The sequence below is a fragment of the Ralstonia sp. RRA genome (genome assembly GCF_037023145.1).
Classification (GTDB): Bacteria; Pseudomonadota; Gammaproteobacteria; order Burkholderiales; family Burkholderiaceae; genus Ralstonia.
In genome coordinates this window covers 1,531,003-1,553,648 of the sequence record NZ_CP146092.1, presented here as the reverse complement: position 1 = coordinate 1,553,648, position 22,646 = coordinate 1,531,003, and the positions used below count along the sequence as shown (strand labels likewise).

Annotated in this window: 24 protein-coding genes; 14 read left to right on the top strand and 10 right to left on the bottom strand. The window is 63.1% G+C overall.

All coding sequences use genetic code 11. The features are described from left to right. Positions 1-122: 122 nt before the first annotated feature. Positions 123-197 carry a pyrroloquinoline quinone precursor peptide PqqA gene (gene pqqA / locus V6657_RS24985; RefSeq protein ID WP_082170111.1) on the bottom strand — a complete coding sequence of 25 codons (75 nt, stop codon included), beginning with the start codon at positions 195-197 and terminating at the stop codon, positions 123-125. A 99-nt stretch (positions 198-296) separates the two neighbouring features. Between pqqA and V6657_RS24980 the strand changes: the two genes are divergently transcribed. Further along, positions 297-1,241 carry an alpha/beta fold hydrolase gene (locus V6657_RS24980; protein WP_048932032.1) on the top strand — a complete coding sequence of 315 codons (945 nt, stop codon included), beginning with the start codon at positions 297-299 and terminating at the stop codon, positions 1,239-1,241. On the opposite strand, the gene V6657_RS24975 is transcribed toward V6657_RS24980, so the two are convergent. After that, on the bottom strand, positions 1,227-3,218 hold the full coding sequence (locus V6657_RS24975; protein ID WP_048932031.1) for a sigma-54-dependent Fis family transcriptional regulator: 1,992 nt from the start codon (positions 3,216-3,218) through the stop codon (positions 1,227-1,229). The two genes, V6657_RS24980 and V6657_RS24975, sit on opposite strands and share 15 nt — an antisense overlap. Before the next feature lie 271 nt (positions 3,219-3,489). Here V6657_RS24975 and pedF point away from each other — a divergent pair, with 271 nt between their 5' ends. The 4 genes from pedF (at position 3,490) to V6657_RS24955 (ending at position 6,721) form a co-directional block, all read left to right on the top strand. After that, positions 3,490-3,975, top strand: a complete 486-nt coding sequence (gene pedF, locus V6657_RS24970; RefSeq protein ID WP_048932030.1) for a cytochrome c-550 PedF — start codon at positions 3,490-3,492, stop codon at positions 3,973-3,975. 93 nt (positions 3,976-4,068) lie between these two features. Next, positions 4,069-4,962 carry a transporter substrate-binding domain-containing protein gene (locus V6657_RS24965; protein ID WP_048932029.1) on the top strand — a complete coding sequence of 298 codons (894 nt, stop codon included), beginning with the start codon at positions 4,069-4,071 and terminating at the stop codon, positions 4,960-4,962. A gap of 363 nt (positions 4,963-5,325) precedes the next feature. Next, positions 5,326-5,898, top strand: a complete 573-nt coding sequence (locus V6657_RS24960) for a DUF4337 domain-containing protein (RefSeq protein WP_048932028.1) — start codon at positions 5,326-5,328, stop codon at positions 5,896-5,898. A 112-nt stretch (positions 5,899-6,010) separates the two neighbouring features. Further along, entirely contained in the window at positions 6,011-6,721 is a 711-nt protein-coding gene (locus tag V6657_RS24955) for a hypothetical protein (RefSeq protein ID WP_048932148.1), read from the top strand. Between the two features lie 339 nt (positions 6,722-7,060). On the opposite strand, the gene V6657_RS24950 is transcribed toward V6657_RS24955, so the two are convergent. Continuing rightward, positions 7,061-8,104: a DNA-binding protein gene (locus V6657_RS24950; RefSeq protein ID WP_235202000.1), complete on the bottom strand. Its 1,044-nt coding sequence runs from the start codon at positions 8,102-8,104 to the stop codon at positions 7,061-7,063. A gap of 322 nt (positions 8,105-8,426) precedes the next feature. On the opposite strand from V6657_RS24950, the gene V6657_RS24945 reads away from it, so the two are divergent. Next, positions 8,427-9,881: a hypothetical protein gene (locus tag V6657_RS24945; RefSeq protein WP_012435779.1), complete on the top strand. Its 1,455-nt coding sequence runs from the start codon at positions 8,427-8,429 to the stop codon at positions 9,879-9,881. 589 nt (positions 9,882-10,470) lie between these two features. Here the strand turns inward: V6657_RS24945 and V6657_RS24940 are convergent. The 5 genes from V6657_RS24940 to V6657_RS24920 are packed head-to-tail and all read right to left on the bottom strand — an operon-like array spanning position 10,471 to position 15,180. Beyond that, complete coding sequence (locus tag V6657_RS24940) at positions 10,471-10,959, bottom strand: DUF411 domain-containing protein (RefSeq protein WP_012435780.1); 489 nt, start codon at positions 10,957-10,959, stop codon at positions 10,471-10,473. A 31-nt stretch (positions 10,960-10,990) separates the two neighbouring features. Then, positions 10,991-11,920, bottom strand: coding sequence for a copper homeostasis membrane protein CopD (copD, locus tag V6657_RS24935; protein ID WP_012435781.1), 930 nt, complete (start codon positions 11,918-11,920; stop codon positions 10,991-10,993). A gap of 4 nt (positions 11,921-11,924) precedes the next feature. Further along, the gene (gene copC, locus V6657_RS24930; RefSeq protein ID WP_012435782.1) at positions 11,925-12,311 is read right to left on the bottom strand and encodes a copper homeostasis periplasmic binding protein CopC; all 387 of its coding nucleotides are present in this window, start codon (positions 12,309-12,311) and stop codon (positions 11,925-11,927) included. Between the two features lie 32 nt (positions 12,312-12,343). Further along, the gene (locus V6657_RS24925; protein WP_012435783.1) at positions 12,344-13,342 is read right to left on the bottom strand and encodes a copper resistance protein B; all 999 of its coding nucleotides are present in this window, start codon (positions 13,340-13,342) and stop codon (positions 12,344-12,346) included. Beyond that, complete coding sequence (locus V6657_RS24920; protein ID WP_012435784.1) at positions 13,342-15,180, bottom strand: copper resistance system multicopper oxidase; 1,839 nt, start codon at positions 15,178-15,180, stop codon at positions 13,342-13,344. The genes V6657_RS24925 and V6657_RS24920 overlap by 1 nt, the downstream gene beginning before the upstream one ends. A gap of 172 nt (positions 15,181-15,352) precedes the next feature. On the opposite strand from V6657_RS24920, the gene V6657_RS24915 reads away from it, so the two are divergent. Beyond that, positions 15,353-16,039: a heavy metal response regulator transcription factor gene (locus V6657_RS24915; protein WP_012435785.1), complete on the top strand. Its 687-nt coding sequence runs from the start codon at positions 15,353-15,355 to the stop codon at positions 16,037-16,039. Then, positions 16,039-17,436 (top strand): heavy metal sensor histidine kinase, encoded by a 1,398-nt coding sequence (locus V6657_RS24910; RefSeq protein ID WP_012435786.1) that lies wholly within the window; start codon positions 16,039-16,041, stop codon positions 17,434-17,436. The genes V6657_RS24915 and V6657_RS24910 overlap by 1 nt, the downstream gene beginning before the upstream one ends. Before the next feature lie 598 nt (positions 17,437-18,034). Here the strand turns inward: V6657_RS24910 and V6657_RS24905 are convergent. Together V6657_RS24905 and merR are read right to left on the bottom strand one after the other, a co-directional pair. After that, positions 18,035-18,172 (bottom strand): hypothetical protein, encoded by a 138-nt coding sequence (locus V6657_RS24905; RefSeq protein WP_248694823.1) that lies wholly within the window; start codon positions 18,170-18,172, stop codon positions 18,035-18,037. Between the two features lie 52 nt (positions 18,173-18,224). Then, a complete protein-coding gene (merR, locus tag V6657_RS24900; protein ID WP_012435788.1) occupies positions 18,225-18,659 on the bottom strand; it encodes an Hg(II)-responsive transcriptional regulator in 435 nt (144 codons plus the stop codon). A gap of 71 nt (positions 18,660-18,730) precedes the next feature. On the opposite strand from merR, the gene merT reads away from it, so the two are divergent. The 6 genes from merT (at position 18,731) to merB (ending at position 22,632) form a co-directional block, all read left to right on the top strand. Further along, the gene (gene merT, locus V6657_RS24895) at positions 18,731-19,081 is read left to right on the top strand and encodes a mercuric ion transporter MerT (protein ID WP_012435789.1); all 351 of its coding nucleotides are present in this window, start codon (positions 18,731-18,733) and stop codon (positions 19,079-19,081) included. Positions 19,082-19,094: 13 nt separating this feature from the next. Beyond that, positions 19,095-19,367 (top strand): mercury resistance system periplasmic binding protein MerP, encoded by a 273-nt coding sequence (gene merP, locus V6657_RS24890; protein WP_012435790.1) that lies wholly within the window; start codon positions 19,095-19,097, stop codon positions 19,365-19,367. A 28-nt stretch (positions 19,368-19,395) separates the two neighbouring features. Then, positions 19,396-19,815 carry an organomercurial transporter MerC gene (gene merC, locus V6657_RS24885; RefSeq protein ID WP_012435791.1) on the top strand — a complete coding sequence of 140 codons (420 nt, stop codon included), beginning with the start codon at positions 19,396-19,398 and terminating at the stop codon, positions 19,813-19,815. A 42-nt stretch (positions 19,816-19,857) separates the two neighbouring features. After that, a complete protein-coding gene (merA, locus tag V6657_RS24880) occupies positions 19,858-21,543 on the top strand; it encodes a mercury(II) reductase (protein ID WP_012435792.1) in 1,686 nt (561 codons plus the stop codon). Between the two features lie 17 nt (positions 21,544-21,560). Continuing rightward, positions 21,561-21,923 carry a mercuric resistance transcriptional repressor MerD gene (gene merD / locus V6657_RS24875; RefSeq protein ID WP_012435793.1) on the top strand — a complete coding sequence of 121 codons (363 nt, stop codon included), beginning with the start codon at positions 21,561-21,563 and terminating at the stop codon, positions 21,921-21,923. Positions 21,924-22,029: 106 nt separating this feature from the next. Beyond that, on the top strand, positions 22,030-22,632 hold the full coding sequence (gene merB, locus V6657_RS24870) for an organomercurial lyase (RefSeq protein WP_041672613.1): 603 nt from the start codon (positions 22,030-22,032) through the stop codon (positions 22,630-22,632). Positions 22,633-22,646 lie beyond the last annotated feature (14 nt).

Genomic DNA, 22,646 nt, shown 5'->3' with positions numbered 1-22,646 from the left:
GTTGAGCGGATTGAGCAAGAAGTCGGCCAGGAAGATGCGCCACGCGAGTCGACGGGCGAAAAAAAAACCCGCCGTGAACAACCAGCGGGCTTGGAGGGCGTTGCGTGCTCAGTCGTGCGACATCAGCGGTTCGCGATGTACATGGTGACCTCGAACCCCAGTCGCAGTTCGGTGTAGGCGGGCGTTGTCCAGTTCATGTCTCCTCCTTGAGGGTTGGCATAGTTAGTGAGTGCAGTGTTCTGCGGCTGACGCAGGCGTTCTGCCGAACGCAGCCGCCCACCATGAAGGCAACATCCATGCCCACTCCAGACTGGCCCGCCACCTCCGCCCGCCTTGACCTGCGCACGCCGGACGGCCATGTCCTGCATGTGCGGCAATGCGGGCCGGACAGCGGTGAGCCCTGGCTGGTGTTGCATGGCGGCCCCGGCAGCGGCTGCTCACCTTCGATGGCCGCGTGGTTCGATCCGTTGCGGCATCGCGCCGTGTTGCCAGACCAGCGCGGCGCAGGACGCTCGCGCCCAGCCGGCACCCCGCGGCGCAATACGGTGACGGCGCTGCTGGCTGATCTGGAGCAGTTGCGCAGCACGCTGGGCATCGAACGCTGGGGCGTGGTCGGCGGGTCGTGGGGTGCGGCGCTGGCGCTGGCTTATGCAGACCGCTTTCCCGATGCGGTGTCGGCGCTGGTGTTGCGCGGAACCTTCCTCACCGGCTTTGACGATGTGCAGGCGCTGTTCAATGCGCGCGGCGCCGGCCGGGATTTATTGCGTGGAATTGATCGACGGGGCGAGGGTTTTCCCGCGGCACGCGGGCGCCTTCTCGTTGCAACAGACATGTTGCACGTTGGGACAACTGTTCAGAAATTGAACATCGCCACACAGTGGCAGCGCGCAGAGCGTCGGTTGTTGGGGCTACGGTCTCAGGTGGGGCGCCCAACGTGGCCTCAGCAGATGGCCCTGGTGCGCAAATACCAGATTCAGGCGCATTACCTGTATCGCCGGGCAGGGCTGGGCAAATCTGCGTTGCTGAGGGCGGCGGCACGTATCGGTGCAAGCGGGTTGCCGGTCACGCTGCTGCATGGTCGGGAAGACAACGTTTGCCGACCGGAGAACGCACTGCGTCTGTCTGCAGCAATGCCGCAGGCACGGCTGGTGTGGGTGGAGGGCGGCCATTTGGCCGAGGGCGAGATGGCGCGGGCGCTGGGCACCGCCATTCGCGCGTCGGCGTGGTCAGTCGGTGTCTGAGGGCAGGCCGCCGGCCTCGTCGATCCTGCGGTAGATGGTGTTGCGCGAAATGCCGAGCGCCTTGGCGGCAGCCGAGATGTTGCCGTTGTGCGCCTTCACCGCTGCCATGATGGCCATGCTTTCCACATCGGCAAGCCGCTTGGGGTGAGCGTTGCCGGGGGCGACAGCGGCTGGTTGCACATCCGCAGCCGTTGCACTGACCGGTGCCGGTCGATCGCCGTGGCGCGCCTGCCAGTCTTCAAGAAAGTCGTCGGGCAGGTGGTCTTCCGTGATTTCCGGCGCGTCATCGGCCATCAGCCGGGCGGTGCGCAGCAGGTTGCCGAGCTGGCGGATGTTGCCGGGCCAGTGGTAGCTGCGGAACATCTGCATCACGGCCTCGCTGATGGGTGGCGCGTCGGCCTGTTCCTGCAGCAGCAGCTTGCTGGCCACCACATCGAGGTCGCTGCGCTCGCGCAATGCCGGCAGGCGCACGACGAGGCCGTTGAGGCGGTAGTACAGGTCTTCGCGGAACTGGCCGCCGGCTACCATCTCGCGCATGTTGCGGTGGGTCGCGCAGACCACCGCCACATCCACCTGGATCAGCTTGTTGCTGCCCAGCGGCGACACCGCACGCTCCTGCAGCGCGCGCAGCATGCGGGCCTGCAGGTGCAGTGGCATGTCGCCGATCTCGTCGAGGAACAGCGTGCCGCCGTTGGCCAGCACCATCTTGCCGATGCCGCCTTTCTTGCGCGCGCCGGTGAAGGCGCCTTCTTCGTAGCCGAAGAGCTCCGATTCGATGAGCGCTTCCGGAATCGATGCGCAGTTCACGGCGACAAACGGCCCGGCGTGGCGCGGGCTGTCGGCGTGGATGGCGCGGGCCAGCAGTTCCTTGCCGGTGCCGGTTTCGCCCAGCACCATGACAGTGATGTCCTTGCCGATGACCTTGCGCAGCTTGCCGATGACGGTCTTGATCTGGGCGTCGCCCGTGTCCAGTGCCTCCAGGCTGGCGGGTTGCCTGGCCGGCTCGATGTAAGGGCGGCGCGGTGCCATATCACGGTCGATCGGCATATCCGTGCCGATTGCACCGCCCACGATGCGGTTGGCAGGCTGCTTCCATTCCACGCGCGCAAACACCTTCACGCCGCTGGGCAACTGCAACTGCACGATGCCCGCCGGCGCGCTGCGTTCCCGGTCGATCAGTTGCGACATCGACAGCCCGAACAGCGACGAGAAGGTATGCGCATGCAGGGAGCGGATCGACAGCCCCAGCTGGAATTCCCCGCTGCGGTTGGCCGACAGGAAGCGCCCCGCCGGCGTGAAGGCGGCAATGCCTTCGACCAGCGTGCCGATGAACTCCGGGCGTGAGTGGAAATGGATGCACACCACGTCCTGGAACGTGTTGGCGAACAACTGGTTCTCGATCATCTGCGCCGACATGCGCACCAGGGCCATGGTGTGCTTGTGGAAGCCGCGGTGGTCGCCCGTCACGTCCAGCGCGCCCACCGTTGCACCGTACGGATCGAAGATCGGCGCGCAGGAACAGGTGAGGAACTGGTTGGCCTGCAGATAGTGTTCGGAGCCGTGGACCAGCGTGGGCTTGCCGTCGGCCAGCGCGGTGCCGATGGCGTTGGTGCCCCGGGCTTCCTCCGACCATGACGCGCCCGGCTGCAAGGCCACCTTGCTGGCCTGGGCGAGGAAATCGTCGTCGCCCAGCGAATGCAGGATCAGGCCCGACGTGTCGGTCAGGATCACCATGCTCTGCGTGTTGACGATCTGGCTGTAGAGCGTCTCCATCACGGGCAGCGCATGCGCAAACAAGGATTGGCTACGCTCGATCTCGGTTTTTAGCTCGCTTTGCAGCACCGGGCAGAAGTCAGGCGACTCATAGGGCCGCAAGCCATAGGACTTGGATCGTTCGTGCGATTGCGCGATCAGCTCGGGCTGGTCTGCCGGAGCGTTTTCGGAACCGCGCGAGTCGGCCGCCGCGTGAGGGATCATGGTGGGTCTCCTTAAACTCGCCCGCAATCTGTGTGCGGGTCGCCCGGCTCGCCCTGGTCGCTATCGCCGGGGACAAGCCGGAAGTGTTGCGCCATGAAGCAAGACCCTTGCCAGGGTGTTGCATTCCTGAGCACCTGTTGCCAACCCACACGCCGGATCGCCAGACCGCTTCGCGGATGTTCCCCCGATTTGCCGGTGGCTTTATCGCCTTGGTATGGGTCTTGCAGAAAGGTCTCCAAAAATCGTTTTAACGACACTAAGGAGACAACTCTTGAAAACGCCTCGCAACTTGTTCGCGCTGCTTTCTGCCTGCGCACTTCTGGCTGGGGGATTGCCCGCCACCGCAACCGCGCATGGCGATGTCACGCCGCAGGCCGTGGACACGCACACCTTACCGCAACTGGGCGCCGATTGGCGTCAGGACAATCCATACCGCGCAGGCCCCGCACATGAAGAGGCACTGCGTATTGGGGCCTCGGCGTTCAACCAGAACTGCGCGCGCTGCCACGGGCTGGAGGCCATTTCCGGTGGGATTGCGCCGGACCTGCGCAAGCTCGATACCGACTGCATGTCGCTGGCCGACGCGAAGAAGAAAGACGCTTGTTTCGCAGAGGTCTCGCAGTACATGACGAGCACCGTGCGCCATGGCCGCACGCGTGACGGCCGCGTCTACATGCCGCCGTTCGAAGGCGTGCTGAGCCAGGAAGCCGTCTGGGCGATCAAGACCTATCTTGAGTCGCGCCGCGTGCAGGATTAAGCGGCCGTCCCGTTGTTCGCTGTTTCGCGAGCCGGCGCTGTCCCAGTCTGCGTGTTGCGTCGGCTCGTCTATCTATCCGCCAGGAGAGGTCTCATGAACGCCCGTCTTCGGTTGGACACGGCTCGGTTCTTTTGTCGTCTTGGCCGCAACCTAGCCGGCTTCCTATTTGCTGCGGCAGTCATTTGGGTGGGCGCCGCACCGGCGCATGCCGACATGGCAAAGATTCGTCAGAGCGGCAGCCTGAAGGTCGCGCTGTACAAAGGCCTGCCGCCATTCTCAGACAACGTTGGCGGCCAGTTCACGGGCATCGACGTTGCGCTGGCGAACGCACTCAGCAAGCAGATGGGGTTGTCTGCCGCGCTGCTGCCGTTCGATGCCGACGACGACGGCATGTCGGGCGACCTGCGCAACATGGTTTGGAAGGGGCACTACCTGGGGTATGGCCCGGCCGACGTCATGCTGCACGTGCCGGTTGACCCCGCGTTCATACGCCAGAACCACCAGGTGCTGATCTTCGCGCCGTATCACCGTGAGGGGTTCGTGCTGGCCTACGATCATGACCGTATCCATCAGGTCAGCCGCTTCGAGGACTTGGCCGGCCAGCCGACCGGTGCAGAGCAGGGGTCGGCAGGTGCCAATGCCTTGCTCTCGGGCGCCCAAGGCGCGCTGCGCGACAAGGTGAAGATCTACGCTGAAGCTGACGAGGCCTTACGCGCTTTGTTCTCCGGCGAAATCGCCGCGGCGATGGTGACGCGCTCGCAGTATGAAAGCGCGCTGAAAACGCAGGGCAAATCTGCCGCGCGCTTCCCAATCACTGAACTTGAGTCGCCCGTTCTGCCTCCGCGTGGCTGGGCCATTGGCATGGCGGTCAAGGAGGATCAGCGTGCGCTGGCGCAGGCGCTGGAAAGTGCGCTGCAAGCTCTGCGCGAGAGCGGTGAATTGCAGCGCATTTTTGCCCGGTATGGGGTGTCGATCGTCGCGCCTTAGGGGGTAAATATCGCCCCTTGTTCCTCAATCTCGCCGCGAACCGTCAACACAGGTTTGCTGGTCTTGCGAGTGGCGCTTTCGGCAGCACAAACGCGATCAGGTCCGCCCGGCTTCGTTGGCTTTCGCCACGAGATCGGCGCGGAGAGCTGACCTGGCGCAGTACCGTTTGGTTGGTTGACTGGCTGGCTACGCGCTCGCGAACGGGCGATCGGGCCATAGCCCGGACGGATACCTGAGGGAAGGGTGTTCCATGCCGTTGGATCCCCGCACCGCTGGGCGTTGCGTTTCCGTACAAGTCCATGCATTGTGAGGCCCGCGCCTGACGGGGCGCATGACCACACAAGACTAAAACGGGGAGCAACGATGTCTGAAGGATTTCACGTGCACGGCGCACACGACCATGTGCTGGAACACGCCGCAGAAACCGGCCACGCCGACAGCTTTGCCGGCCGCATCGCCGTCATGACGGCCATTCTGTCGACCGCCGGCGCCATCTTTGGCTACCAGGGCGGTGCCACGCAAAACGAGGCGTTGCTTGCCAAGAATGAAGCCGCCATCCACAAGACGGAGGCCGCCAACCGCTGGGCCTACTACCAGGCCAAGGGCCAGAAGCAGGCAATTGCCGAGCTGACCGCACAACTGCCCGGCGCCGAGCAGGCTGCGGCCAAGCGCGAAGCCCAGCGCTACGCCACTGAAAAGGAAGACATCCGCCGCCAGGCTGAAGACCAGGAACGCCTGGCCAAGGAAGCCGACGAAGCCAGCGAACGCGCCGTGCATCACCACCATCGCTGGGCACAGGCGGTGGTTGCGATGCAGGTGTCGATTGCGCTGGCGGCCATCACGTTGCTGTCGCGCCGGCGCTGGCTGCAGGTGATCTCGTACGGTGTAGGTGGGCTGGGTGGCGTGTTGGCTGTGCTGGCGATGCTGCATATCTGAACTGAGCCGGCACAATCGCTCATCACACGGCGGTTGCGCCGTCATGTGCGCTGCCGCCAGAATGTCGCCCGTGCAGGAGGCAGTCCGCCTTCCGAAACTGGATACGAACACCATGACACGCGGAATGTGGATACGGCGCGCAGTGTCAATCCTGGGCTTGTCGGTCAGCGTGCTGGCGATGGCAGCAGGCCCAGCAGTTGAGCCGGGCGAGTACATCTATGTGGAAGGCGGCAGCGGCCACGGCGCGATGTCGGTCAAAGGCAACAGCTTCAACATCGAAACCATGGGCGCGAACTGCCATACGTGCGCCGTCAGCGGTACGTTCAAGGGCCGCACCGGCGTGGCCGATGCATGCCGCATCGCGGTGTCGGGCGATAACGGCGTGCTCAAGCTCGATACGTCCGCCACGCAGGAAGCTTGCCGCGACTTCTGCGGCATGCGCGCCGGGTTCGATGGCGAGTACCGCCGCCCGCCGGCTGCGTGCACCGATCGCCAACGTACGGTCCGCATCGGCCAGGCGCACAAGCAATACGCCACCAAGGACTATGACGGCGCCCGCACGACGCTGCGTGCGCTGCTTTCCGAATGCGACACCTTCATGGGCTGGATCGAGCGCGACAAGGCGCGTAGCGACCTGGCCGTAACGGAATACCACCGTGGCGACAACGCACAGTGCCTGGCGGCGTTGTCCGATACCGTTGCCGTGCGCATGCAGGGCGACAGTTCAAGCTTCCTGCCGCCGTGCGACGCCGACAACTACGCCTCCACCAGCAAGGCCATCCTCTACAACCAGGGGTTGTGCAAGACGCCTGCCAAGCACTGACAGTGCGGCTTCGAGGAGGGCGCTGGGGTCATTCGTCCATCAACCGAACCCGGACCTTCTTGCCCTTTACCGTGCCACCGTTGAGCTTGCGTAGGGGTAGTCGTCCTTTCCGTGCAAAATCTGGCGGTTTAGGTGGGATTTCCCTTTCAGATCAACGGCTTGGGAATTCAGCATTTTCCTGGGCGCTGTCCTTTTCGTGCGAAATCTGGCGGTTTCCCTGCGTCGTGGCGACACGGCTCGGCGCTGCAGGTGCCATATTCACTGCGCAGTAAATAAGCCGGTTTCAGCGAAAGTTGGGCCACCGTCTCACTTCGGAGCGCCGGGCGGAGGCGGACATCATCAGTTTGCCGCATCGGCCAGGCCGAGCCTCGCCCGATATTCAGTCAACAACACCTGCTGGGCTTCGAGTCGGGCGTTGCCCTTGGCCAACTCGCCGGCCAGGCGTTCGCGTTCGGCGCGTTCGGTGGCTAGTTCATCCGCCTGCTGTTGCGCCGCAGATCGCAGCGCATCTCGTTCCGCTTCGGTGCGCGCTTGATCGACGCGCGCTTGGTTCAGGTTGACGCGAGCCTGTTCTGCCTGCGTTTCCAATTCTCGGATGCGTTTGCCCGAGGCGGCAAGTTCCGCGACCAGCCGAGCGCTGTCCTTGTTCAGTTGCGTGATCTCCCCCTGCTTGATGATCAGCGTCTGATTGGCCTGTCGGGCTTCCGCCTGCAGTTGCTGGACCTGCTGCTCATGCCGGCGCGCATCCTGATCGCGCTGTTCCCTGCTGGCATTGCGGAAGTGCTCCAGTGATTGATGAGCGTGCTGTAGCTTGTCCTCCAGCGAGCGCCGAAAACTTTCATGTTCTGCCAACCGGGTGCCGAGGTCCTGGACCTGCTGTGCCGAGCGTTCAGCCTCAATCGCGCGCTGCTGCAGCGCTGTCTGCGTGTCAGCGTGCGCGGCCCGCACGCTGGCGAGTGTGCTCTGCGCCTGTTCCAGTTCGGCGCGAAGTGCGACCACATCCGTGGCCAGCTTGTCGACTTCGGCACGAACGAGCTGGCGCTGGGCCGTGGCGGCCGCCGCCTGCTGATCGACCACCGCCTGCGCTTCTTCATGCAACCGCGCCGCCAATCTGCCCACCAGATCCAGGATGGCGTCGGAGGTCGAGCCAGCGCGGTTCAGCGCCGCGCCTTCCTCTTCTTCCAGCTCCTTGAGATAGCGATGGATCGTCGTTTTCGAGCCGGTGTTGCCCAGCGCGATACGTATTGCATCGATGGACGGGTGGTGTCCCTGCGCCAGAAGTGAATCGCGGGCGCGTTTAACATCGAGGCGACTCAGTCCGGCCCGGGCCATGGTGCTCCTACAATTTGATACCGTATTACGTACTATGTATATACGTACCAAATTGCGGCGTCAACGTGGATCGCTGGTTCTTGAATCTAATACGTGATAATGGCGGATTATCAAGTGTCAGCATGCCAGGAACCCCGAATCGCCTCGCCCTCAGTACGAAATCGGCCTCGCTGGCCTCTTTGTCAGAATCGTCGTAGCGATGGCGCGCACGTGCGCCATCCGCTTTCCTCCCCAAGATCGTTCACCTATCGTCGTTGCCGGCCATCCGTCGGCACAATCGTTCGCCGAGCCGTTGGGTGCGGTATTCCTGACATGCGCTGAATGAGACCGCGACGCCCCTAGAATGGGAGTACCCCAACGAACGACTGCAACGATGAGCAGCTATCGCGAGACCATCAAGCCCGTGCGCAACCGCATGCGCAAGTTCGACTACCACTCGGTCCTGCTCGCGATTTCCCAATACCTGCTCGAAACAGATGCTCGCGGAGCCGAGCGCGCCAAGCGACTGCCCTGGGTCGCAGAACGACTGGCGGCTTGGGTGCTGCGCGACGAGCCACGTCTGTATGGCCACACACCCATGCAGCAAGGCGATCTACTCAAGTGCATGAACATGGCTTGGGTCGGTATCGATGCCCTGGCCGGATGGCCAAAGAACCACAACCCCCTCGCTTTATTGGTGCGCAAGATACTGCTCGCGCAGGTGCCTCATCAACAGGACCGGCGCATGGGCGCGTTTGCACGACAAATCGCCCTGCTGGGCCGGCTTCAACCCAACAGCCGCTTGCGGCGGGTCATCGAGCGCACAGTGGGCTTACCCCCCGAGGTTTATTTGCAATTGGCGTTCTTGCCTTGGCTCAAGGCGACCGAGGGCATTCACGACGTCTTTACCCCACCGTATCTCAATACGCTCGCGCAGGCATTCGGCACAGAGGTACTGCAAACCTTCCTGCGTACCGTCACTACGCCGATCGATGTGGTGCGGCGGGAGTTGAAGGATTTCGATGACGACGAGTGGTTTCAGCCGAACGTCCTGTACCGATTTCCGTTCGTCCATTCGCCGCGGGGACTGTACTTTTGGGGTGCCCCATGTTTGCACAGGCACATCGAATACGCGTTCAGCGACATTGTGGCCAACGCAGGCGATCCGGCAGCCAAACAGGCATTCGAGGATGCCTTCGAGGACTATGTTGGTGTGGTACTTGAACGTACCAGCGCTCAAGTGCTCGACGAGCAAGCCATCAAGCGGCGATTCGGGGTGCAGGGGCTCTGTAGCGATTTCATGGTGATCGAGGACGCCGCGATTGTCTTGTTCGAGGTCAAGAACAAGTCGCTGTCACTGGACTTGCCAGCCTCGGCGTCGGTCAAAACGCTTCAGGCAAAGTTGCGCGGCACGCTGATCAAAGCCGACGGACAATTGGCCAACGTTGCTGCCCATGTACGTAACGCCCCGGAACTGGCCAAGCTGCCGCTGTACCGCATCATCGTGACCTACGGCGACCTGATGCTGGGTCAACCCGACTATCTGTATGGCGAGGCAGAGGGGCCGGCCGAGCCCATTCTGATCCTGAGCGTCGACGAGTTGGATTCCTTGGTTGAAGCCGTCCGACTCAAGCGCTGCACCATGGGGCAGTTCTTTGCCGATTTCTTGGCTCGAAAATCGGATCCAGCGCGAGTCTTGTTCGCACCTGGCCAACTTTTGACGGAAGCGCCATATCGGCTAGACCGCGCGCCCGAGCATTTGGCGGCCACCTACGACGCAATTGTCGACCCGATTATTGAAAAACTCAGCCGATTGGAAGCGCTGACGGGGCACGTCGGAGCTTCGTAGCCGAATGAGCCTCGCCCATTGGCCACAGTATCCAAGCCTGTCAAGCGGACAGGCGCCTCTGCAGCACGCCTATTGGTGATCGCTATGGCGGCCCGGCGGCATCATGCTCGCGGAGCTCTTCTACCTGAGCGAAGTGCCGTTCGATATAGGCTGGCTTGATGCCGTGCCTCCCGAGTTGGCGCGCTGAAGGAACTCAGGGGCTTTTCATGAGTTGCCCCAACGTGTCTGCAGGCATGACGTCCTCCTTTCCCACCATCGCGGAAAAGATACTCCGTCTCTTCCAGGGTGACCGGCCCCCGAGGCCCCAACCATGGAAGTATCAACCGCGTCGGCGTTGCTTGGCCGATCGGCGTCCACGGGGGCGCCGACGCTCGGGTGACGGTCGTCCTGGACCATGCCTACGGCGCAAGTACCACACAAAACCGATCAGGATGCTAATCCAAACGATGAGGACCAGCGCCATAGCCGCTTGAATGCTGGCCGGCAGATCGACAGGAGACATCCCTCTCATGGATGGCCGCCCCTCGCCCCACGCATGGAGATCATCAATGGACCGTTCATCGCGGACTTATTACGGCACTTGCGCGAATCAGTTGTACGCCTGATACACGGTCGATTGGCCATCTGCGCCAATGAGCAGCACGTTGTAAGGCATGCGGCGGCGGCCGTAGGCTGGCCCATCCATGCCGGGTGCGCCAAGCGGCATGCTCGGCACCGCAAGGCCCACGGCCTTTGGGCGTTCGCGTAGCAGCCGCTTGATTTCGCGGGCGGGAACGTGTCCTTCCAATGCATACCCTTGCACCATCCCAGTGTGGCAAGAAGCATAGCGCTCGGGAATTCCTGCCTTCTTCCTGGCTTCAACGGTGTCTTCGACATCGTGCGCCACGACGTCGAAACCGTTGTCCTGCAGGTGCGTGAGCCAGTCTTTGCAGCAGCCGCAACTCGGCGTCTTCCATACCTGGATCACGGGTTTCGATCCGGTCTTTTGCGCTAGGACCATGGCCGGTAGTAGTACCAGACCCGCAACCATGAACCGTCTTATCGCGGACACTGGCTTGGCGATCTGCGATTCCATCATCGTGGTTCCTCCGGCAAACAGGTCATCAGTATCAGGTTCCAGGCGGCGAAAGCACGCCAAGCCAAGCGACCAACGCCAAAATCAGTACGGCGAGACTGGTCTCCATGACCAGGCTGCGACGCAACGCCATCACCGCATGGGCGTGGTCTGCGGCCCGAACCGCCGCCTCAAGCCGCGGGCTCAGCCGATAACGATTGGCCGCAGCCAAGCCGAGCATCAGCGCGAACAAGGCCAGCTTGATCAACAATAAGCGCCCGTAAAGCGTGGAGAACAGCCCGTTAATCGTCGGCCCGACAATCAAAAGATAGTTGAACGTCCCAGTCGAAAGCAGCGTGGCAACGATCAGCGTCCCAAGACGCGCGAAGCCATTGGATGTATGACTAAGGATTTCCACGGCTTCCGATGAGGCCGCTTGCCTTGTTGACGCTAGCAGCACAAACGCCGTCAATGCTCCAACCCAGGCGCCAGCGGCCAAAACGTGGGCGATATCGAATGCGAGATGAAGGTATCCCTTCACACCGTCGTCCATCGCCCCATGCCCGGCCCAAGTGACCGTTAGCAGAGCCACCGCACCCAGCCCGGCGCACACGCCGAAGTGAGGCGCTGGGTGCTTCCGCAAACGCGCAACGGCGACCAAGCATCCGGCCAGGGCCACCAATCGCGCCATCCAGGCCAGGCCAACCGCGGTGGTGGTCAGCATCATGCTGAAGACATGGCTGGTGAGTTCAGCGTACTCGGTGGCCCCCGTCATCGCCTTCGCCATCACAATGAAGCTCCAGAGCGACAGCACGATGCCCAATGCGGCAGTGACTCCGACGGCACGGACGTATCGGCGCGCAATCGCCGTGGCCCGGTGATCGGGTCGCAACGCCTGGACCCCGAACAGCGAGACCCCGAAAAGGATCGTCAAGTCCAGGTACAGCCCAAAGCGCAGGGCGATATTGAGCCAATCGTCCGCCATGGCCTTACTTCACCTTGAACGTGAAATTCCCCGTCATCGGGTGGGTATCCGACGAGACCGCGCGCCACTCCACCTTGTACGTCCCGGTCGTCAGCGGTTGTGCGGGCGTGATGACCATCGTCTTGGCGTCGTCGCCGGCGGAGACTTTTGCGCCAACCTTCATCGGGTTATGCCCCGACATGCCGGGCATCTCCGTCATGACGAGATTGGCCCCGGAGAATTGTGTCGTGAGGGTCTCCGAGAACTTCAGCTCGATCTTCGCCGGCGCGGTCACTTCCGCCTGATCAGCGGGCGTCGAAGACAGAAGCTTGGGGTGCGCGAGCGCGGCCGAAGCCAGGAGCGCCAGGGACGTGCCGATGATGGCCTTGGTAGCAAAACGAGACGTGAACATAGGAACACCCGTGAGGTTAGGAGGTGAGAAAACTAGAACCAGAGGCGCACGCCCGCAACGAAGCGGGTCTCGCCACGACGTCCGCCCGCCGCTTCGATCATGTTGGCTGTACCGCCAAATGACTGGCTGCGTTCGACACCGATATAGGGAGCAAACTGGCGACTGAACTCATAGCGCAGCCGTAAGCCGGCCGTCGCGTTGGAAAGCCCACTGCCGATGGCAAGATCCGGATCGCGCTTGCCATAAAAGTTGGCTTCAATGCGCGGTTGCAGAATCAGCCGCTGGGTCAACAACAGTTCATATTCGCTGGAGAGGCGCAGTGCTGTGCGTCCGCTGTTGCCCACATAAGCCGTTGCTTCGAGGTCAAACCAATACGGGGCCAAGCCTTGCACGCCAAACGCCACCCAGTTGCGTGCGGGCCGGCCAAAGCCCGCGTCGTTCCGAATCCCCAACTGGGTATCCCAGAACGTTGCTACGGCATGGCTCCATAGCAATTCGGTGCGCGCTTCTTCGAAGCGCCCCTTCGATACGTCACCCTCGGCTTTCAGGACAGCTTTGTTGTACGCGCTGCCGAACCGAGCCTGCAGCTCGTAGGCCGTTGCATTGGCATTGTTACCGTGCACCCACTCCAACCGGTCCACCAGCACCGAGCCAAAGTTGTGCGCGTCCGCCATCATCATCATGTGGCGGGGGTCGCCCAGCGCGTATTTGCCGGTGCCGAGCTGGTATCCGCCCGAATAGGCATCGGGATCGCGCGCATCGGGTGGCGCCGAACCGCCTTGCATGTTCATGCTGCCGTGATCCATCCCCTGCATCGAGCCGTGGTCCATCCCTTGCATTGAGCTATGGTCCATCCCTTGCATTGAACCGCCAGTATTCTGGGTCCCAGATTGGGATGCCGGGGCAGTCTCCCCGTTCATCAGTTGGATGTCCTGAGCCGAGGCAGCTCCGATGCCAGCGGCGGCCAGCGCTACAGTCAACAATGTCCTTGCGTGCTTGCGCATGATTGATCTGCGTTGGAAGTCGAGCATCAGGCCACCACCACTTCGCGGAACATACCCGCGTCCATGTGCAACATCAGATGGCAGTGCCACGCCCAGCGACCCAGCGCGTCTGCTGTGACCAGAAAGCTGATCCGCTGGGCAGGCTGGACAGGGAGGGTGTGCCGGCGCGCGAGGAACGTGCCGTCTGGTGCTTCCAGCTCGCTCCACATCCCGTGCAAGTGCATCGGGTGGGTCATCATCGTGTCGTTGTGGAGGATGACCCGCAGCCTTTCGCCATATTGGAAATGCACCGGCGTCGACTTGCCGAACTCCACACCGTCGATCGACCACGTGTAGCGCTCCATGTTGCCAGTGAGGTGCAGCTCCACCTCGCGCCCCGGACCACGCTTGTCCATGGGGCCGCCGATGGTATGCATGTCAGCAAGCACCAGGACGCGCCGTCCGTTGTTACGCAACCCGATGCCGGGATCGTCCAGATTGGTGCGAGCCATGTCGACGTGCATGTCGGTGCTCGGACCATATTCCGTGCGCGCATGCCGCGCCTTCTTGCTCGGCACCTTCAGATTGTCCGGCGCACTGCTGGATGCCGCAGGCTGGCCATCGCCCATCATCGTCATGCCACCGGAATCCATCGTGGTCATGCCGCCATCGCCCATCATCTGCATGCCACCATGATCCATGCCCGACATGCCGGCGTGGCCCATTCCGCCCATGTCGCCCATCATGTCGGCCATCGAAAGCCACTCGACCTTGTCGAGCGCGGGAACTGCAGCCTGCAGGCCTTGGCGAACTGCCAGCGTGCCGCGCGCGTAGCCGGTACGATCCATCGACTGCGAGAAGATCGTGTAGGCATCGTCCTTGGGTGAAACGAGCACGTCGCACGTCTCGCCGGGGCCGAAGCGAAACTCGTCAACGGTGACGGGCTCGATGTTCTGCCCATCGACCTGCACTACCTTGAGCTTTAGCCCCGGGATGCGGACGTCGTAGAACGTGTTGCCCGATCCGTTGATAAAGCGCAACCGCACGGTCTCCCCCGGCGCGAAGAGGCCCGTCCAGTTGCCGGCAGGTGTGACGCCGTTGGTCAGGTACGTCAGTGTGGCGCCGGAAAGATCCGCCAGGTCAGTCGGATTCATGCGCATCTGGTTCCACATGCTCCGCTTGTCCATGGCCGCTTTCCAGCCATCGTTGGAGACGTCGCGGAAGAAATCCACCACTGTGGGCTGGTGGTAGTTGTAGTAGTCGCTCTGTCTCTTGAGCTTGGAGAGGACGCGCATCGGATCTTCGTCGGTCCAGTCGGAGAGCAGAACCGAGTAATCGCGATCCGCGCGGATCGGGTCACCGCCGGCGGCATCGATGATGAGCCCACCATAGACCCCGGTCATTTCCTGGAAGCCCGAGTGCGAGTGATACCAGTAGCTGCCGCTTTGCTGGACCTTGAAGCGATACGTGAAGGTCTCGCCGGGCGGGATGCCGTGAAAGCTGATGCCGGGCACGCCGTCCATCTGAAACGGCACGATGATGCCGTGCCAGTGGATCGACGTCGGCTCGCGCAAGCGGTTGGTCACGCGCAGCGTAACGGTGTCGCCCTGGCGCCAGCGCAGCGTGGGCCCGGGCAGCATGCCGTTGATGGTGGTCGCCATGGCCGGCTTACCGGTGAAGTTCACCGGCGTCTCGTCGATCACCAGGTCGAATTCGGTGCCGCGTAGCACTGGGGCGGTACCCAGCGCGGTGGACGCAGCGGGTGCCGCCGAAGTGAAGCCAGCCAGCCCCAAGCCGGCGATGACCCCGCCGGCGGCCAAACCTTGCACGAATCGCCGTCGCGGCAGATTCGGCAGTACGAGGCCGGATGCACGATTGTTGCGCATGATCGAGTTTTCCTTACGTAATGTCCGACTCAGAAAGCTGCGCGCAGGCTACCCAGTGCCAGGCTACCCCGACCTGACCGAAACATTACAAATCGGTCATCTTGGTGTGATGCGGCCCACAGCACGGTACTCTACAGCCCATACAAGCCATAGAAAGTGATTCAGGCGAGATATGAAGCTGTTAGTCGTCGAGGACGAACCCAAGACCGGAGAGTACCTGCAGCAAGGCCTGACTGAAGCCGGCTTCGTGGTAGATCTGGCCTGCAACGGCACTGACGGCCGGCATCTGGCTATGACCGGTGAGTACGACTTACTGGTGCTGGATGTGATGTTGCCGGACGTCGATGGTTGGCAGATCGTCCAATCGTTGCGAGCCTCGGAACAAGCAGTGCCGGTGCTGTTCCTGACCGCGCGCGACAGCGTGGCAGACCGCGTCAAAGGACTCGAACTGGGTGCTGACGACTACCTGGTGAAGCCGTTCGCGTTTGCCGAGCTGCTGGCGCGGGTTCGCACGCTGCTGCGCCGCGGAAACAGCGCGGTCACTGCCGACCGCATCCAGGTGGCCGATCTGGTGCTGGATCTTGCCCGCCGCCGCGCGTCGCGCGGTGGCCAGAAAATCCCGCTGACGAGCAAGGAGTTCTCGCTGCTCGAGCTGCTGGTTCGGCGCCGTGGCGAAGTCCTGCCGCGCTCGCTGATCGCCTCTCAGGTCTGGGACATGAACTTCGACAGCGACACCAACGTGATCGACGTCGCCATCCGCCGCCTGCGCGCAAAGATCGATGATCACTTCGAGCCGAAGCTGATCCAAACGGTGCGCGGCATGGGTTATGTGCTCGAAGCACCCGAGGAAGTGGCTTGATGGGTCGGTTCTCCCTCACGACGCGGCTGACCGCGTATTTCTCGCTGTGTTCGGCTGCCGTCTTGCTGGGGCTGGGTGTCGTGATTGCGCTGGCTATGGACCAACACTTCGCGGTGGAGGACTACACCGCGCTGCGTGAGAACGTCAGCGTCATTGAAAAGATCGTCGAATCGAGCCCCGCCACGCAGGTGCCCGAGCGCATTCGGGAAGCGCTCCAGCACCGCACCGATCTCGTGGCGCGCATCCAGGGATCCGACCGGCGAATCCTGTACGTGACCAAGGATTTTGATTTCCGGGCTGCGGCGCAAGCGCTGGCGCAGCTACGGCGCAAGAGCGATGCCCTTGTCTGGGAGCAAGGCGTTCAGCAATATCGGGGCATGCACGCGGCCATCCCCATGCGAGATGGCTCATCCGGCGCCCTCGATGTCCTGCTGGGTATCAACACGGACATCCACGCCCACTTTCTCCATACGTTCCGTGGCACGCTGGCTTTCTACATCGCCGTCGCCGCGCTGGCCACCGGCCTGTTCGGATGGTGGGCCGCACGCCATGGCCTGGCGCCACTGCGCACCATGGCCTCGCGGGCGCAGACCGTGACGGCCGACAAGCTCGACGAGCGCATGCCCGTTGACACCGTGCCGGTAGAGGTGGCGGACCTTGCCGCCACCCTGAACGCGATGCTGGAGCGGCTGCAGAACGATTTCCGCCGCTTGTCGGACTTCTCAACCGACATCGCACATGAACTGCGTACGCCCATCACGAACCTACTCACGCAGACGGAGGTCGTGCTATCCCAGCCGCGCGAGGGCACCAAGTATCGCGATGTGCTGACCTCCAACGCGGAGGAACTGCAGCGCCTGGCACGCATGGTGTCCGACATGCTGTACCTTGCCAAGATGGAGCACAGCCTGACGCTGCCAAGCGCCGAAGACATCCGAATCGCTGACGAAATCCGCGCGTTGTTTGAGTTCTATGACGCACTCGCCGAAGACAAGGCGGTCCAACTCGAATTGCGCGGTGACGGCCACGTCGTGGGCGATCGTCTGATGCTGCGGCGCGCGTTGAGCAATTTGCTGTCCAACGCGATCCGGCATACTCCCCGACTCGGCCACGTGGTCGTTTCGGTCAGCGACGAACGCGAAGGCGTGACGATTTCCGTCGACAATGACGGAAACGAGATCCCACCGCATCTGCTGCCTTTCCTCTTTGAGCGCTTCTTCCGCGCGGACAAGTCACGCGCGCGGCCCGAGTCAGAAAGCGCTGGCCTCGGGTTGGCCATCACCAAGGCGATCGTCGTGGCACACGGCGGCGCCATTACCGTGTCGCGCATCGACGAGCGCACCCGGTTCTCCGTTCGCTTACCCCATCGCGCCGAGGTGTCCGACGCGCTCGCTTAGCTTGGGAACCCTTGCGGGCAGGCGCACATTACCGCCACATGGCGATCCGATTACGATTCGGACAGGTATGGGAGTTTGCGGCCTATCTGGCACCGCGCCGTCGATGCTGGGAGGTGCCTCACACAATAGCGCGTCGGCCTGACGAACTTGTAATACGAGGGTCACGTTTCTGTTAGTCGCGAGTCTCTACACTGCATTCGCAGAGTCAGACCTTGTTTCAACTTCAAGCAGGAGAGAACGCGATGAACTACCTCAAACAGTCCGTCCTAGTGGCGGCCGCTTTGCTGGCGCTGAGTGTGAACGTGGCCGGTGCGGCGAGCGGCCCCGGTCCGCGCGACGTCTATACCGACGGTGCTCAATCCGTTGGAGCTCGCGACCCCTACACTGATGGCAGGGGCGCAACTCGCGATGTCTACACCAATGGTGCGCATTCGATGGGTACGCGGGATCCATACTCGGACGGCGGTCATCGATAGACGACAGCCTTGGAATCCCCCTTTCCTCACACCCCGGAGAACCACTCCGGGGTTCTCCGGGGGCAGTTGCCCCATCATCGGGCAGCCTCCCATCAGGTTGCCGCTCACCATGTGGTCCATCATCATGTGGAGTGCATGAGGTCTTTCGAACCCGCCTTGGCGCCTTCGGTGCGACGGCTGGGGCTGACTGCGGCAGCCCATCCGACGGCCCCGAGCTGGGCAAGCGCAAGCGCTGCAGCCATGACTGATTGCGTCTTCATGGGGTCGTCTCAGAAAACGGAAAATAAGGCACGCTAAGGCGTAGCTACCCGGCTACTCCGCGTCGGTACTGCGCGGTTCTTTCTTCCCTTGCAGCGACGCAATCAGCGGACAGGAAACGTTCCCTTGCCGCGCATGGCAGGCGCACACAAGCTTGGATAGCACGGTTTCCATGCGCGCCAAGTCGGCCATCTTCTCTCGCACATCCTGAAGTTTATGCTCGGCTAGGCTGCCGGCCTCCTCGCAATGGGTGCCATCGTCCAGCCGCAGCAGCTCGGCAATCTCGTCCAGGCTGAAGCCCAGCCGCTGGGCCGATTTCACGAACCGCACGCGCGTCACATCCGCTTCGCCATAGCGGCGGATGCTGCCATAGGGCTTGTCTGGCTCGCACAACAACCCTTTGCGCTGGTAGAACCGGATGGTCTCCACATTGACCTCGGCCGCCTTCGCAAAGGCGCCGATAGTCAAATTCATCAGATTGCATTCCATCCTGCTTGACTCCGTACAACAGTACGGAAGTAAGCTTACGTTATACCCTCCCGATTCGAAAGGACAAGCGCATGTCGGAACCGCAACACGGGCGCAGTGCACTCTTTGCCGGCGGGTTGGCCGCCATCCTCGCCTCCACCTGCTGCCTGGGACCGCTGGTCCTAGTGGCGCTCGGGTTCAGCGGGGCCTGGATCGGTAACCTGACCGCGCTGGAGCCGTATCGGCCGCTGTTCCTCGGTACTGCGATGCTGGCACTGTTCTTCGCGTGGCGGCGCATTTTCCGCCCGGCCCAGGTCTGCCAGCCGGGCGAGGTCTGCGCCATCCCGCAAGTGCGCGCCACCTACAAGGTCATTTTCTGGGTCGTCGCCCTGCTGGTTTTGGTTGCACTCGGATTTCCCTACGTGATGCCATTTTTCTATTGATCAGGAGTTCGTCATGAAGAAGCTATTTGCCGCCCTCGCTCTTGCCGCCGTTGCTCCCGCATGGGCCGCCATGCAAACCGTCACGCTGTCCGTGCCAGGCATGACTTGCGAAACCTGCCCGATCACGGTCAAGCATGCGCTCTCCAAAGTCGACGGCGTGAGCAAGACCGAGGTGAGCTTCGAAAAGCGTCAGGCCGTCGTCACCTTCGATGATGCCAAGACCAGCGTGCAGAAACTGATCAAGGCAACCGAGGACGCGGGCTACCCATCCAGCGTCAAGCACTGAGTCCCTGGGCGAACACGGGAGCGAAATCATGGGCTGGATTGCGCGCGTGACCAACAAGGCAGGGGCGCTTGGCAGCATCGTCTCGGCGATGGGGTGCGCGAGTTGCTTTCCCGCCATCGCCGGGCTGGGCGCGGCCATTGGCTTGGGCTTCCTGAGCCAGTACGAAGGGCTGTTCATTCGTATCCTGCTGCCGGTGTTCGCTGGCATCGCATTGCTCGCCAATGCGACCGCCTGGCTTAACCATCGACAGTGGCAACGGACCGCGCTTGGCGTAGCCGGACCGCTCCTGGTGCTGGCTGCGGTGTATTTGACTTATGGCTGGCGCGGCGAGGCGCTGCTCTACGTCGGCCTGACCTTCATGGTCGGGATATCGATCTGGGACTTCGTCTCACCGGCGAAGCGCTGCAGCGCACCGGACACCTGTGAACTCCCGGCCAAACGCGGCTGACGCTTTAGCCCTGTATCACTGTATCAAAGAAGGAACTGTGGCATGACCCATCTGAAGATCACTGGAATGACCTGCGATTCGTGTGCCGTCCACGTCAAGGATGCCTTGGAGAAGGTGCCGGGCGTGCGGTCGGCGGTCGTATCCTATCCGAAGGGGACGGCGCAAATCGCTACCGACCCCGGCACTTCGACGGATGCGCTGACTGCGGCCGTGGCCGGACTCGGCTACCGGGTCATGCTCGGTGAGGCCCCGCCAGTGGAAAAACGCGGCAACCTGCTCGACAAGGCGCTGGGCTGGCTTGCCAGCGGTGAGAAATCCGCAGGCGAAGGCAGCGCGCTACGCATCGCCGTCATCGGCAGCGGCGGCGCCGCGATGGCGGCGGCCCTCAAGGCCGTCGAGCAAGGCGCGCAGGTCACCCTGATCGAGCGCGGCACCATCGGTGGCACCTGCGTCAACGTCGGCTGCGTGCCGTCCAAGATCATGATCCGCGCGGCCCATATCGCCCACCTGCGCCGCGAAAGCCCGTTCGACGGCGGCATCCAGGCCACACCGCCGGCCATCGTGCGCGAACGCCTGCTGGCCCAGCAGCAGGGGCGCGTCGATGAGCTGCGCCACGCTAAGTACGAGGGCATCCTGGCCAGCACCCCGGCCATCACGGTGCTGCGCGGCGAGGCCCGCTTCCAGAACGGGCATGCCCTGAGCGTGCGCCTGGCCGAGGGCGGTGAGCGCGAGGTGGCATTTGACCGCTGCCTGATCGCCACGGGCGCCAGCGCGGCCGTGCCGCCGATCCCCGGCCTGAAGGACACCCCATACTGGACCTCGAACGAGGCGCTGGCCAGCGACACCCTGCCCAAGCGGCTGGCCGTGATCGGCTCGTCGGTGGTGGCCGTGGAGCTGGCGCAGGCATTCGCCCGGCTGGGCAGCCAGGTCACGGTCCTGGCGCGCAGCACGCTGTTCTTCCGTGAGGATCCGGCCATCGGCGAGGCCGTGACGGCCGCGTTCCGCGCCGAGGGCATCACGGTGCTGGACCACACGCAGGCCAGCCAGGTGGCCTACGCGAACGGTGAATTCGTGCTCACCACCGGGCACGGTGAAATCCGCGCCGACCAGTTGCTGGTCGCCACCGGCCGCGCGCCGAACACGCGTGAGCTGGCGCTGGAGGCGGCGGGGGTGAGGGACAACGCGCAAGGGGCCATCGTCATCGACAAGGCGATGCGCACCAGCGCACAGAACATCTACGCCGCCGGCGATTGCACCGACCAGCCGCAATTCGTCTATGTGGCCGCAGCGGCCGGCACCCGCGCGGCGATCAACATGACCGGAGGCGATGCCGCGCTCGATCTGAGCGCCGTGCCGGCGGTGGTGTTCACCGACCCGCAGGTCGCCACCGTTGGCTACAGCGAAGCGGAAGCGCACCACGATGGCATCGAGACCGATAGCCGGCTGCTCACGCTGGACAACGTGCCGCGGGCGCTCGCCAACTTCGACACGCGCGGCTTCATCAAGCTGGTCGCTGATGCTGGCAGTGGGCGCTTGATCGGCGTGCAGGCGGTGGCGCCGGAAGCGGGTGAACTGATCCAGACGGCGGCCCTGGCAATTCGCAACCGCATGACGGTGCAGGAACTGGCCGACCAGTTGTTCCCGTACCTGACCATGGTCGAGGGACTCAAGCTTGCCGCGCAGACCTTCTCCAAGGACGTGAAGCAGCTGTCCTGCTGCGCTGGGTGAGGCAAAGGAGGTGTTCGATGAATGCCTACACAGTGTCGCGTCTGGCCCACGATGCCAGCGTGAGCGTCAACGTGGTGCGTGACTATGCGCTGCGCGGCCTGCTGCACCCCGCGCGCCGCACGGAGGGTGGCTATTGGCTCTACGATGCTCGGGCGCTGGCCAGATTGCGCTTCGTTCGGGCTGCGTTCGAGGCCGGCATCGGCCTGGATGAACTGAGCCGCCTGTGTCGGGCGCTCGACGCGAACGATCGCGCCACCTTGATCGAGTGTGTCGAGCAGTTAGGCCAGCAGATCGCGGCCCGGCAGGCAACATTGTGCGCGGTTAAGGCGGAACTGAACGAGCTGGCTTGCTGCGCCGACGAAGTTCGTGCCCCATCCTAGGCGGAGAGGCGTTGGCGATGATGACAACTGGATTGACCATATGAGGTGACGCGTGAGGGTTTCGGACGAGATCCGGGGTGAACGCAAGGCAGCCGTGCTGAGCGCCATGCAGAAGCTGCGAGATGCATTCCCTTTGCAACAGGCCGTGGACGAGGCCAACCCCGTCCTGCGCACGACTTATGCCAAGGTGCTTTCGCACTGGGCTCTGCAGGGCACACCACCCCCGCGAGATCTCGCTTCCAACGCGGCAATACAGGAACTGGTCGCGCTGGATGCGCTGATCATTGATGAGTGCAGGATTGGCTGCTATCCGTTTAGCGCCCGCGATACGGGCATCCATGTCCACTTCTCTGGGCATCGCGTTGCGGCAATGTGTGCGATCGACGCCCTGGCGATCCCCCGCCTGGTGCGACACACGTCGCGCGTCACGGCTCGGTGCGCCGTATGTCGTTGCCACCTTGAGTGCACGGTCGCGGCCAGCGGCAGCGTTGACGGAGGGAATCCGCAAGGCGTGCGTGTGGTCTGGCGTTCCAGCGCGGTCGCCGAGGGAGCCTGTTGCCACATCCCATGCCCCGGCATCCGATTCGTCTGCAGGCAGTGTGCCGAACTGCCCGGGGCGACGGGCCTCTCGCTTCCCGAAGCGGCCGCGGTGGGAAACGGTTTCTTCGCGTTCCAACGGCGATTGCTGCGCCACCATGGGCAACGCTGACACCGGAAGAACGC